Source organism: Tsukamurella strandjordii, from assembly GCF_039525985.1.
Classification (GTDB): domain Bacteria; phylum Actinomycetota; class Actinomycetes; order Mycobacteriales; family Mycobacteriaceae; genus Tsukamurella; species Tsukamurella strandjordii.
Window position 1 is genome coordinate 101857 of record NZ_BAAAII010000011.1, and the last position, 12443, is coordinate 114299.

Genomic DNA, 12443 nt, shown 5'->3' on the forward strand with positions numbered 1-12443 from the left:
GAAACAACCCGCGCGGCGCTGCCGCTCGCGGGCCGACGACGTTCAGCGATCAGGGTCAGAACACCCATTCACTTATTGTCGCGAATCGAGTATGAGACGCTCGTCACATCCGCGGGATCGGAGTCGTTGTCTTCTTCATCGTTCCGTCACGGATCCTTCACGGCTGCTACACATCTCCACGAAAAGCACTCAGTCGATCGGTGCCGGGTCCGCCGGGCGTGCGGGTGTCATCCGGAAGTCCGCCCAGGACGGCAGTTCGTTCTCGGTGCCGAACGCCGCCCACCACGCATCGCCCACGAGCGTCTCACCCTCGCGGAGATCCGGCACCTCGACCGGCGTCGCGAGCAGGTCTCGTGCAGCCTGCTGCTCGCCGATACCGCTGAGGGCCAGCGCTCGCAGCACGGTGATGCGCCCGGGCGAGGTATCGGGTGCATCGTCGAGGATCCGCAGGGCGGCCTCGGGATCGGTTCCGATCACGTCCGTCGCCGCTTCCACGAGGAGGGGATACGACTGCGGGTCCAGCCGCAGGGCCGCACCGAAGGCGGCGGCACGGCTCCGAGGATCCGATTCGGCCAGAGCCGCGCCGCGCCAAGCGACGGCGGTCTCCCGGCATTCCAGGCTTCGCCGATACCCTTCGGCGGCCTCGGCGATGCGGCCATCGGCGTGCAGGGAGGTCGCGAGGGCGAACCAGGTCCACCAATTGGGTGCGTCGGCCACGGCGCGCTCCCACGTGCGCGTCCAGCGGGTGCCGGTCGGAGGAACGAACGGCGCCGGCGGCGGCTCCCACGGCGATGCGACGGCGGCGAGCACACCGGGATCGAGCGGTGGCAGCGGTAGCCCGTCGAACTCCTCCGGGAGTGTCTGAGGCCACGTCTCCGCACGCACCGCGAGATCAGCGGCGGCCCATCCCGATCCTCGGTGCACCACCCGGGGCGCGGCCGCAGACGATGCCACCGCGGACATCTCTGTCGGGCCGGCCACCTGCTCCCGCAGAGCGCCGACTGCGGCGTTCCAGTCGCCGTGCGCCACTGCGGCGTCCATGGCGACCGCGCCGTACGACTCGGCCCAGGAAACAGCGCTCCGGGCAGGGAGGACGGTGTGCTCGGACTGGGTCGGTACGAGTCCCGCCTGGATCTCCACGTACCGCCGGGGGCCGCCCCCCGCCGAATCGTTCAGCCAGTGTTGCCAGCGCTGTCCGCCGGGGCCCTCACCCCACAGGAAGAGCTTGCGGGAGGGCAGTTCCCGCGTCGAACTGAACGCGAACCCCTCGCCGGAACCGTCGACGATCCCCTCGAACGGGAGCTCCTCGGAGGCGATCTCGAAGAAGTAGTCGCGCGCGAAGCGGGCCTGCGCCGGATAGCTGATGTCGAGCCCCTCACGCTCTCCCTCGGCGAGCTCGTCCGCGGTGGGCCGCGGCACGGTGCACCGCCGGAGCCCACCCGTGTACGCCGAGTACCAGGCCGAGGACGAGGGTGCGATCACCCGCGACAGATCATCCTGCGGCACGGCGATATTGGTCCACCAGTACAGGGGCTTGGGTTCCGGATCCGGATTGACGATCTCCACCCGCGCATACAGGTGAGGACTGTCGGCCGGCAGGGTGAGATCGATCCGCACCATCATTCCCCGGATGCGTTCCCACTCCCACAGCCGCACCGTGTCGTCGCCCACGATGGCGGCGTTGACCGGCTGCATGCTCCACGGGGTGTGACCGGTGGCGCCCACGTTGTACTCGATACCGCCGGCGAACCAGGCACCTGTGAGCCCGAAGTTCGCGGGCTGGATCGCGCTGGGCTGGAACAACAGCTCGCGATCCGCGCGGAGATCGCGCAGGCTCCAGATGCGGCCACCGAAGTCCGGTAACACGGTCGCTCGGAGCAGGCCGTTGTCCATTGTGATGGTCGCGACGGACGTCGGCTCGGGCGAGCGGGTGTACTCGTCGTAGGTCGCATAGGGCAGGGGGTGTGTGATCCGGCCGTACCGGATCCGATCCTGCATGTCCACGGGGAGATCGCCGATCGCATCGAGCGGGACGAGGTTCTGGCGTCCGACGAACTGCGGATAGGGCGACGGTGCGCCGACCGCCGCGGCGGGGATCGTCGATGTCCCGTAGGCGATCGACGTCATCGGCACCGCTCGCCGGTGTTCGGATCGAAGACGTGCACGTGGTCGGGCACCACGGTCAGCGTGACCTCCGCCCCGCGTTCGAGCCCGGAACCACCGCGCACCACCACGGGCACATCGCTCGCCGCACCGGTCTCCGGGTCGACGGTGCTCACCTCGGCGCGGGCGTATCCGTAGCTGTCGGAACCCAGTTCTTCCACCACGTCGACCTTGGCCGCGATACCCGGCGCGCCCGCTGCGCCCACCACGAAGCCCTCGGGCCGAACGCCCAGCACCACTGCGTCGCCGTCGATACTCGCGAGCGTGTCGCGGGCTACGGGCACGATGAGACCGCCGATGTTCACGCCGCCGTCGGCCTTGGTCCCGAGCAGGAGATTCATCGCGGGCGACCCGATGAATCCCGCCACGAAGATGTTGCGAGGCTTGGCGAACAGTTCCGCCGGGGTATCCACCTGCTGGAGTACACCGTTCTTCAGAACCGCGACCCGGTGGCCCATCGTCATCGCCTCGACCTGATCGTGCGTGACGTACAGCGTGGTGATTCCGAGCTCCGCCTGCAGCCGGGCGATCTGGCCGCGCGTCTGGACACGGAGCTTGGCATCGAGATTCGACAAGGGCTCGTCCATCAGCGAGACCTGCGGTGACCGGACGATCGCGCGGCCCATGGCAACGCGCTGCCGCTGACCGCCCGAGAGCTTGGCGGGCTTGCGATCGAGGTACTGGGTCAGGTCGAGTGTTCGCGCCGCGGCCGCGACCCGGTCGGAGATCTCCGACTTCACCATTCCCGCGATCTTCAGGTGGAAGCCGATGTTCTCCGCCACCGTCATGTGCGGGTAGAGCGCGTAGTTCTGGAAGACCATCGAGATATCGCGCTTGGCGGGCGCGATATCGGTCACGTCCCGGTCACCGATCAGGATGCGCCCTTCGTCGACGCCCTCCAGGCCGGCGAGCATCCGCAGTGTGGTGGTCTTGCCGCATCCGGAAGGTCCGACCAGGACCATGAATTCGCCGTCCTCGATCGCGAGATCAAGACGGTCGACGGCGGGGCGTTCCACCCCGGTGTAGAACCGCGACGTCGACTCGAAGGTCACTGTTGCCATGAGATCTACTTTCCTTCTACTTGCCGGAGCCGAGTGTGAGGCCGCCGATGATGTACCTGGCGAGAACGAGGTACAGGATGAACATGGGAAGCACCAGCAGCGCGACACCGGCGAGCAGCGCTCCGTAGTCGGAGTTGTACTGCATGGTCCCGTAGAACGCCCAGAGCTCGCGTGCCATCGTGTATTTCGAATCGTCCCGGACCAGGACCACGGCCAACAGGGTCTCGTTCCACAGGCCGATGGCGTTGATGATGAACGCGGTGAGCAGGCCACCGCGGGCCAGCGGCAACATCACACCCACGAAGGTGCGCAGCCCGGTGGCACCGTCCATCGCCGCGGCCTCCTCGAGTTCGTCGGGGAGCGATGCGAAGAACCCGGTGAGCAGATAGATCGTGAAGGGCAGAGAGAGCGCCGTGTACACGATGATCAATCCGGTGAGCGAATTGTTCAGGGTGCCACCGGCGAAGGAGACCTTCGACATCGCCACCGACAGGGGGATCACCAGAGTCTGGAACGGAACACCCATACCCAAGACGAAGTAGCCGGTCATGGGGCGCGCCCACCGGACCTTGGCGCGGCTGAGCGCATAGGCCGCCGGCGCACCGATCGCGAGGATCAACAGTGACGAGACGAAGACGACGATCACGGTGTTGCCGAAGGCGGACTTGAATCCGGACACCTGCCAGGCGGTGGCCCAGTTGCGGAACGGACGCCCCTCCTCGAACAGGAAGCGGGGCAACGACAGTGGCCCCTCGTTCAGCTCCCGAGGCGTCTTGAACGACGCCGATACCAGCCAGAACAGCAGGAAGACGTTGATCACGGTGAAGGCCCAGACCACCGTTCGGCCCACGTACTTGACCAACGAACGGCCCTCATTGGCCGGAGCGGGACGCGAGCGGGTTCCCCGGCCCACCGTCCGGTCGGAGGTTCTGCTGGTGACGACGGCTGCGGCAGGAGAATCGGACTGCACGGATGTGTTCACGGCGTAGCTCCCTAGTACTGCAGCTGCTCGCGACGGGACATCCGTCTCAGCAGCGTCACGAAGACGATCACCAGCAGCAGCATCACCACGGCCACGGCGCTGGCCACGCCGAACTTGCCCTCACCCTGGCTGCCGAAGGTGTCGTAGTAGACCTCCAGGCCCAGGGTCCACGAGCCCACCGGTGGCGCATAGGTTCCCGGCCCCGCCATCACCCAGACCATCTCGAAGATCTTGATCGCCGAGATGGTCCACAGCACACCGGCGATGGTGACCACGTCACTGATCATCGGAAAGGTGATGTTGCGGAACTTCTGCCAGGACGAGGCGCCTGCGATCGATGCGTCCTCGTACAGGTAGGGCGGTATCCGGTCGATCGCCGACATGAGGATGGTGATGAAGAATCCGGCGCTCGCCCACATCACGGCGGCCAGCGTGAGCCACCGGACATTGGACTCGTTGAGGAACGGGAAGGGTTCGGAGAGGCCGAGGTCGGCCAGCACCTGGTTCACCATGCCGGGCGGCTGGGCGTTGAAGATGATGCCGAAGAACATGCCGATCGCCAGCGGTGCAACGATGTTGGGGAAGAACAGGACGGCCCGGATCACCCGGCTCCCCTTCATGTCGGCGAGCACCATCGCGAACAGGAAGGCGAGCGCGAAGGTTCCGACTCCACCCACCACGATGTAGAGCAAGGTGTTCAGGAGCGCGGTCCGGAACGGGCCGCCGTCGACCAGTTCCGAGAGCAGGCCGCCGTAGTTCTCCAGACCGGCCCACACGGGAGTTCCCGAGCCCGACCAGTCGGTGAAGCTGAGGTATCCCGTGTACACGGTCGGCACGACGAGCACCGCGGTGTACAGCAGCAGTGCAGGAGTGATGAACGGGCCGAAGAGCTTGCGTCCGGCGGTCTCGTGCGCCGCCGGCTTGGGGTCCGGCCGCGCCTGTGTCGTCACGGTCATATCAGTTCTTCCTCGCCCAGTAGCGCTGTGTGTTCGTGGCCATGGCCTCGACGAATGCCTCCGCACCCAGCTGCCCCAGCATCAGCTGCTTGTTCAACGGATAGAAGACCTCGGTCGCCCAATCGGGCTCCTCGCCGTCCACCGCATCCATGGCCACCACCTTGACCTTCGACGGATCGGCGAAGTTCGCGGCGATGTCCTCGAGTCCGGGAGGCGCCGCGATATCGGACCGTGGCGTGAGATTGAGCGCCTTCGTCGCGATCGGCTCCAGGTTCTGCTTGTGCAGGATGTAGGCGATCAGCGCCTTGGCGGCGGCGGCATTGCGCGCCTTGGCCGTGATGCCGAATCCGATCGGGAGCTGCTCAACGGTGTCGAACTTCGCATCGTCGGGCTTCGGGATCTGGAACGAGCGGAGCACCAACGGATCCGCGCCGCTCTTGATCCGGTACTGCCCCGCCTCCGAGGTGATCCAGGAGCCGACGAACAGGTAGGCGGCCTGGCCGTCCGCCCACTGGTTCTGCACATTGGGGAACTTCGATGCGTCCCAGCCCCGGATGAAGACCTTCTCCCGCGCCATGCGCTCCACGTGCCGGGCCGCTGCGAGGAAGGACGGATCGGAGCGCCACACGCCGCCCGTGCGGTCACGCGCTGCGGCGAGGAAACCACCGGGGCCGACGTACTTCTCGGCCCACTGCGAGTAGAAGTAGGCGTTGTAGAAGTCGATATCGCCGTCCTGCGCCACCGGTGCGACTCCGCGCTCGCGTGCCTCCCGGAAGAGCGTGAAGAGGTCTTCCGTGGTCTTGGGAGCGACGAAGCCCGGGACGCGATCCGGAGCCATCCACCATCCGTTGCCGATCATCTCGTACGGGATCAGTTTGATTCCGCCGGACGGCAGCTTGTTCTGCGGATAGTCCCAGCTGGTGCGCTGCAGCACCGCTTCGACGGTCTTCCCCTCGCCGGTGTCCATGCCGAGGACGTCGGACACGCTCTGCACACCCCCGGACGACGCGATCGCCGCGTTCACCTGACTGATGTCCTGGTCGATGAGGTCGGGCACGCTCGCGGTATTGAGCGCCGGTGCCACGCTGGTGGTGAGAACCTTCCGGCCGATCCACTGGACGTCGACCTCAACGCCGGTCGCCTCGGTGAAACAGCGGAACGCCCTGTCCAGGACCTGCATCTGGGGTTCGCCCGAGGTCCACATCGACCAGTACGTCACCTTGCCGGTGACCTTCGGTGCATTTGCGACCGGCGCGCAGCCGGCCTCGACGAGGGCCCGATCCGTCTCGTCGAGCTGGCTCGCGCAACTCGTCGCCCCCAGCGTTACCACCAGGGCGAGCGCGCCGGCGATGACCGGCATTCGTGCTGATCCGGGGAGTTTCACCCCCCGATTGTTGCAAACATGCGATTACTTTGCTCGCTATTCGATCATTTTCACTCACTTACCCGGATGGCGGTCAGCTTCGCAGGATTCCGCACGGAGTACACCCCCGTGATCGCATCCCCACTCACCTCGATGCACGTCACCATGTCGACCACCCCGTCGAAGGAGACGACCATCGCCGGCATGCCGTTGTAGACGGCGAACCGCAGGCCCATCTCGCCCATCGTCGAACCCTTGCGGAACAGCCCGATGAGCAGCCGCGCCACCCTGTCGGCGCCGTGCACCGGGCGGCGCGCGGCGGAGACCACGCCGCCGCCGTCACCGAGGAAGACCACGTCCGGCGCCAGGACGTCCATGAGCGCCTGCACGTCTCCGGTCGCGGCCGCCAGCAGGAACCGCTCGGCCGCCCCCTGCGCCGCAGCGGGTTCGACCACCGTGTGCGGCCGCCGCGCCTGCACGTGGCCGCGGGCGCGGTGCGCCGTCTGGCGCACCGTCGCCTCGCTCTTTCCCACGGCTTCCGCGATCTCCGGGTAGCCGAACCCGAACACCTCACGGAGCACGAAAACCGCTCGCTCCGTGGGGGTCAGGGATTCCAGCACGAGCAGCATCGCGGTGGTCACGGCCTCACCGGTGAGCACGTGCTCCGCCGGAACGTCGCCCGACGGTGCCTCCAGGGGCTCCGGCAGCCACGGCCCCACGTACTCCTCCCGGCGTCGGGCCGCGCCTCGCAGCGCGTTGAGCGACTGCCGGGTCACGATGCGCGCCAGGTACGCCCGTGGATTGCCGACCGATCCCGGATTCACCTCACTCCACCGCAGGTAGCTCTCCTGCAGCACGTCCTCGGTGTCGGCAACGCTGCCCAGGATCTCGTAACCGATGGAGAACAGCAGCGGCCGGTACTCCGTGAACAGCTCGGCGGCGGTGGTCATTTCGGCGCGGGCAGCCAGGCGTAGTTCGCGGTCCGGGCGGCGCCGCGGGCCATCCGGCAGACCTGCTCCTTGACCACGGCGGCGGGCTTGCCGCCGAACCATATCCGGGTGGGGGTGTCATCGCGCCGCGCGGCCTGGATCACCGCGGTGCGGCGGCCGATCGAGACGTTCTGGCCGGTGTATCCCATCGAGTACTTCCGGGGGGCGGCACCGTCGAGGATGCGGGCGAGGTTGTCGGCGCCGTGCGCGCCCTGCGGGAGCGCCGTCTGGCAGCTGAGCCTCGCGTGCGGTACGGCCGCACCGTCGCCCACCGCAACGATCCGTGGATCGCTCACGCTGCGCAGGAACTCGTCCACCACCACCCGGCCGGACCCGTCGACCGCCAGACCGCTGCGCGCCCCCAGATCGCTGACCTGCGTGGCGATGGCCCACAGCACCAGATCGGCACCGTCGGCCCCGGCGTACCGGCCGCGCCGCAGCTCGACCCCGAGCCGCTCCAGTTCGCGCTGCACGCGGGAGCGCGCACCGTCGCCCAGCGAGGCCCCGATCTCCCCCTCGCTCAGCAGTCGCACCCGCAGGCCGGGGCGTGCCTCCGCGATCTCCGAGGCGGTCTCGATCCCGGTGAGGCCGCCGCCCACCACGGCGACCAGCGCACCGTCGGACAGCGCGGCGAGGGCCACCCGCGCCCGGGTGGCCGATTCGAGTCCGCCCACCGCGAGGGTGCCCGACGGTGCCGTGATCGCCCCGCCCGCGGCGTACACCAGGTGGTCGAAGGGCAGCACGGTGCCGTCGGCGAGCACCACGGAACCGTCGCCGATCTTCTCGGCCTCGCCCACCACGAGGCGGATGGCGGGGTTCAGCATCTCGGTGAGCGGCGTGGTGGCCGCGCCGGTGCCTGCGATGTGCTCGTGCAGCCGCACCCGTTCCACGAACTCGGGGCGCGGGTTCACCACCGTGACGTCCACGCCGTCGGCCTTCTTCATCAGCCGATTCGCGGCGATCGTCCCCGCGTACCCGGCACCGATCACGACGACCTTCATCTCTGTCTCCTTCAGGCGGATTCCAGTGTTCCGCACTCAAGACACCGGCCGACGCGGTTCTGTGACCGCTACCCCTCCGCGATCGCCGCCAGCGGGGGCGTGCGGGCCGCGCGGACGGCGGGCAGGATGGCCGCGCCCACGCCCACGAAGGCCGACGCGACCAGCATCACCAGCACCGTGGACCAGGGCACCACCACGGACCCGAGGCCCTCATCGCGCAGCGAGTACACCAGCGAGGTGCCCAGGAGTACGCCCAGCGCCAGCCCGAGGACCGCGCCGAACAGCGCGATGAGCATCGATTCCAGGTAAATCGACTTGCGCACCTGGGAGCGGATCATGCCGATCGCGCGCAGCATGCCGATCTCGCGGCGCCGCTCCACCACCGACAGGGCGAGGGTGTTGACGATGCCGAGGATCGCGATGATCACGGCCAGCCCGAGCAGCGCGTACAGCACGCCGGTGAGCGCGGTGATCGCCTGCCCCGCCTGATCCTTGAGGTCCTGCTGGTCGTCGACGTTCACCACCAGCAGCGGTTTGACGGCCTCCCGCAGGCGCTCCTTGAGATCGTCGACCGAGGTGCCCTCGGCGGCGCCGAGGAACACCGACTGCGGCGTGACGATCGGGCTGGTGGCGCCCTGCGCGGGCGGATACAGCTTGTTCACTTCGTCGACCGTGATCACCGGCCCGGACAGGGATCCGCCCTTCGCGTAGATCCCGACCACCGTGGCCTCGGCCTGCTCGCGCCCGGTCGCGGAACCGAGCCCGACCTTCGAGCCCACCTCCCAGCCCTCGGCGCGCGCCTTGTCCTCGTCGACCAGCAGCCCGCCGGGCTTCAGATCGAGCGAGCCGGACACCCGGGTGAGGTTGAAGACGGCGTTCACGTCGCCATCCACGGCGAGCAGATTCTGCCGATCGCCCACCACCCGCGCGGGCACCGCGTACAGGGTGGTCTTGGCGCCGATGCCCGGGACGTCCTTGATCGCGGCCAGCGCCGCCGGCGGCATCCCGAACTGCGGCGCCTGCAGCACGAGGTCCGAGCGGATGCCGGTGTCGACCTGGGCGTCGACCGACTTCTGCATCGAGGCGCTGAGCGTGCCGATCACGCCGACCAGGGCCACCCCGATCACGAGCGCGAAGGCCGTGGCGGTGGTGCGCTGCGGATTGCGCATCACGTTGGTGCGGCCCAACTGGCCCGCCGGCCCGAAGGGTTTGGCCAGTACCGTGCCGATGCCGCCGAGCACGGGGCCCACCAGCGCCGGGCCGCCGATCACCACGGCGAGCACGAGACCGAATCCCGCGATACCCACCATGATCGCCGCACCGGAGCCGGTCTCCGTGGTCGAGACGAACAGCAGCGCGAGCGCACTCAACAGCAGCCCACCGCCGATCGCGCCGCGCACCATCACCGAGGTCGCCGAACCGCCGTCCTGCGTGCGCATGGCGGCCACCGGCGGCACCCGGGAGGCGCGCACCGCGGGGATCAGAGCCGAGATCACCGTGACCACGGTGCCCACCACCATCACCGTGACCACGACCGAGGGTTCGACCACGATCCCGGTGTCCGGGAAACCCGCACCGGCGGCCTTCACCGCGGCCTGCAACAGCCAGGCCAGGCCGATGCCCGTGGCGAGTCCGGCGGCGCTGCCGAGGACGCCCACGACCAGTGCTTCGAGCACCACCGAGTTGCGCACCTGCGAGCGACTCGCACCGATCGCGCGCAGCAGCGCGAGCTCCTTGAGTCGCTGCGCGACCAGCATCGAGAAGGTGTTGTAGATGATGAAAACGCCCACCAGCAGGCCGATCAGGCCGAACGCCACCAGGAAGTAGTTGAGGAAGCTCAGGCCCTGGTTGATCTGATCGCTGAACTGCTTGCGCACCTCGTCGCCGGTCTTGACGTCGAGATCGGGCAGCGCGGCCGCGAGCCGCTCGCGCACCTGCTCCGGCGTGGTGCCGGGCGCCACGGCCACGTCGATGTTCGGGGTGGTGGCCCCGTCGCCGAAGAGCTTCTGCGCCTCATCCTTCGCGAACAGGGCACCGATGTAGCCACCGGAATCCACGGAGGCCGTGTACGCGCCCACGATCGTGACATCGATCGGTCCGGGCGAGTGCGGCGTGACCACGGTGGTCTTCGAGCCGACGGGAAGATCGAGGCGGTCGGCGGCGGAATCGTTGAGCACCATCTCGTTCGGGCCCGACGGCGCCCTGCCCGAGGTGATCTTCAGCCCCTCGGAGTCGAGGTTCTCACCGGGCGGCAGGTACGCGCCGCCGGTCTGCGGGGCCCCGGTCGGCGAGACCACGTCGCCCTTGCCGTCGCGCAGGGCGATGGGTCCGGTGACCGCGGGCTGCGCCACGCGCACCCCCGGGACCTCCCGCACCCGATCCACCACGGACAGCGGCACTCCCGGGCCCTGCGGGCCGAATCCACCCTGCCCCCGCGCGTCCTTGGGCGCCACCCGCGCGTCCACTCCCACCGCGATCCGGTCGGAGATCCCGTCGAAGGCCTTCGACAGCGTGCCGGTGAAGACCATCGAGCCGGCGATGAAGGAGGTGCCCAGCAGCACCGAGAGCACCGTCAGGAACAGGCGCCCCTTGTGCGCCATCAGGTTGCGTATCGCAACCCGATTCATCGGCGAGGCCATCAGCCCGCCACGAGCTCGTCGAGATGGATCATCTTGTCCATCACGGTCTCCGCTGTGGGCGAGCGCATCTCGTCGACGATCCGGCCGTCGGCGAGGAAGACGACGCGGTCGGCGTAGGAGGCGGCGCGCGGATCGTGCGTCACGATCACCACGGTCTGCTTGTAGTCGTCCACCGCGGCCCGCAGGATGGACAGCACCTCGGCGCCCGAGCGGGAGTCCAGGTTGCCGGTGGGCTCGTCGCCGAAGATGATCTCGGGCCGCCCCACCAGGGCACGGGCGCAGGCGACGCGCTGCTGCTGCCCACCCGACAGTTCGGTGGGCCGGTGATCCAGGCGCGGGCGCAGCCCGAGCCGGTCGATCACGGTGTCGAGCCACTGCTGATCGGGCTTGCGGCCCGCGATGTCCAGCGGCAGCGTGATGTTCTCCAGCGCCGTGAGCGTGGGCACCAGGTTGAAGGCCTGGAAGACGAATCCGATCCGGTCGCGCCGCAGCTCGGTGATCTGCTTATCGCTGAGCGAGGTGAGCTCGGTGCCGCCCACCTGCACCGATCCACTGCTCGCCGCGTCCAGGCCCGCCAGGCAGTGCATCAGGGTGGACTTGCCGGAGCCCGACGGCCCCATGATCGCGGTGAACTCACCGGCGAGGAAGTCCACGGAGACGCCGGCCAGCGCGTGCACCACGTTGTCGCCCTCGCCGTAGACCTTGGTGAGATCGGCGGCCCGGGCCGCCACCGCGAAAGTTGATTCGGACATGTCATCGAGCTTGCCAGATGCAACAGCTTCCGGCATCGGGGACAATACTGATCCATGCAACTCGAACCCCGCGTCCTCATGCAGCTCTCCGGCCTGCTGGACCTGCGCGAGGGCAAGTTCTTCGCCAGCTGTTTCGGCACCCGCGTGCCCGACGACCTCCTCGCCGCCGTCACCGTGCACGGCACCGCCACCAACAAGGCGACCGCCGGATTCGCGTCACCCTCGCGCACGCAGGCCGCGATGCCGGTGGAGATCGAGCACTGGGACGACGTGCCGCCCGCGGAGGGCGAGTGGGACACGGTGCTGCACACGAGGCTGTGCGTGGACACGTCGGGCACCGTCGAGCTGTTCTCCCCCGCCGAGGGCGCGGTCGGCGAGATCGTCGAATTCCCCATGGCGCGCGGGTTCTACGAGGTGGAGGCCGCGGCGCGGCACGCCGGAGACGGTGCCGACACCTGGCGGCTGCGGCTGTGGCACTCCGACGAGGTGGGTCCCGACCTCAAGGAGATCCGGGAGATCGCACTCCTCGCCCGCTGA

General features: G+C 68.6%; 10 protein-coding genes. 1 reads left to right on the forward strand and 9 read right to left on the reverse strand.

The features are described from left to right. Window positions 1-189: 189 nt before the first annotated feature. The 9 genes from ABD108_RS18615 to ABD108_RS18655 all read right to left on the reverse strand — a co-directional run bounded on the left by ABD108_RS18615 (window position 190) and on the right by ABD108_RS18655 (window position 11906). Window positions 190-2127, reverse strand: coding sequence for a DUF5107 domain-containing protein (locus tag ABD108_RS18615; protein ID WP_343931046.1), 1938 nt, complete (start codon window positions 2125-2127; stop codon window positions 190-192). Beyond that, window positions 2124-3224: an ABC transporter ATP-binding protein gene (locus tag ABD108_RS18620; protein ID WP_343931047.1), complete on the reverse strand. Its 1101-nt coding sequence runs from the start codon at window positions 3222-3224 to the stop codon at window positions 2124-2126. Before ABD108_RS18620 ends, ABD108_RS18615 begins: the two co-directional genes overlap by 4 nt. Before the next feature lie 16 nt (window positions 3225-3240). After that, window positions 3241-4206: a carbohydrate ABC transporter permease gene (locus ABD108_RS18625; protein ID WP_220656871.1), complete on the reverse strand. Its 966-nt coding sequence runs from the start codon at window positions 4204-4206 to the stop codon at window positions 3241-3243. 11 nt (window positions 4207-4217) lie between these two features. Continuing rightward, window positions 4218-5162 carry a carbohydrate ABC transporter permease gene (locus ABD108_RS18630; RefSeq protein WP_220656872.1) on the reverse strand — a complete coding sequence of 315 codons (945 nt, stop codon included), beginning with the start codon at window positions 5160-5162 and terminating at the stop codon, window positions 4218-4220. Between the two features lies 1 nt (window position 5163). Beyond that, complete coding sequence (locus tag ABD108_RS18635; protein ID WP_343931048.1) at window positions 5164-6522, reverse strand: ABC transporter substrate-binding protein; 1359 nt, start codon at window positions 6520-6522, stop codon at window positions 5164-5166. A 74-nt stretch (window positions 6523-6596) separates the two neighbouring features. Next, window positions 6597-7475 (reverse strand): RNA polymerase sigma-70 factor, encoded by an 879-nt coding sequence (locus tag ABD108_RS18640; RefSeq protein WP_343931049.1) that lies wholly within the window; start codon window positions 7473-7475, stop codon window positions 6597-6599. Continuing rightward, window positions 7472-8515: an NAD(P)/FAD-dependent oxidoreductase gene (locus ABD108_RS18645; RefSeq protein ID WP_343931050.1), complete on the reverse strand. Its 1044-nt coding sequence runs from the start codon at window positions 8513-8515 to the stop codon at window positions 7472-7474. Before ABD108_RS18645 ends, ABD108_RS18640 begins: the two co-directional genes overlap by 4 nt. Window positions 8516-8583: 68 nt before the next feature. After that, complete coding sequence (locus ABD108_RS18650; RefSeq protein WP_343931051.1) at window positions 8584-11115, reverse strand: ABC transporter permease; 2532 nt, start codon at window positions 11113-11115, stop codon at window positions 8584-8586. A gap of 38 nt (window positions 11116-11153) precedes the next feature. Beyond that, window positions 11154-11906, reverse strand: coding sequence for an ABC transporter ATP-binding protein (locus ABD108_RS18655; RefSeq protein WP_343931052.1), 753 nt, complete (start codon window positions 11904-11906; stop codon window positions 11154-11156). Window positions 11907-11960: 54 nt separating this feature from the next. On the opposite strand from ABD108_RS18655, the gene ABD108_RS18660 reads away from it, so the two are divergent. After that, window positions 11961-12443: a hypothetical protein gene (locus ABD108_RS18660; protein ID WP_220656878.1), complete on the forward strand. Its 483-nt coding sequence runs from the start codon at window positions 11961-11963 to the stop codon at window positions 12441-12443.

What these genes read in the sequence shown, in the direction of transcription:
- ABD108_RS18655 (WP_343931052.1), bottom strand. Translation starts at nt 11,906, where the DNA reads ATGTCCGAATCAACTTTCGCGGTGGCGGCCCGGGCCGCCGATCTCACC.
- ABD108_RS18615 (WP_343931046.1), bottom strand. Translation starts at nt 2,127, where the DNA reads ATGACGTCGATCGCCTACGGGACATCGACGATCCCCGCCGCGGCGGTC.
- ABD108_RS18660 (WP_220656878.1), top strand. Translation starts at nt 11,961, where the DNA reads ATGCAACTCGAACCCCGCGTCCTCATGCAGCTCTCCGGCCTGCTGGAC.
- ABD108_RS18645 (WP_343931050.1), bottom strand. Translation starts at nt 8,515, where the DNA reads ATGAAGGTCGTCGTGATCGGTGCCGGGTACGCGGGGACGATCGCCGCG.
- ABD108_RS18650 (WP_343931051.1), bottom strand. Translation starts at nt 11,115, where the DNA reads ATGGCGCACAAGGGGCGCCTGTTCCTGACGGTGCTCTCGGTGCTGCTG.
- ABD108_RS18620 (WP_343931047.1), bottom strand. Translation starts at nt 3,224, where the DNA reads ATGGCAACAGTGACCTTCGAGTCGACGTCGCGGTTCTACACCGGGGTG.
- ABD108_RS18640 (WP_343931049.1), bottom strand. Translation starts at nt 7,475, where the DNA reads ATGACCACCGCCGCCGAGCTGTTCACGGAGTACCGGCCGCTGCTGTTC.
- ABD108_RS18635 (WP_343931048.1), bottom strand. Translation starts at nt 6,522, where the DNA reads ATGCCGGTCATCGCCGGCGCGCTCGCCCTGGTGGTAACGCTGGGGGCG.
- ABD108_RS18630 (WP_220656872.1), bottom strand. Translation starts at nt 5,162, where the DNA reads ATGACCGTGACGACACAGGCGCGGCCGGACCCCAAGCCGGCGGCGCAC.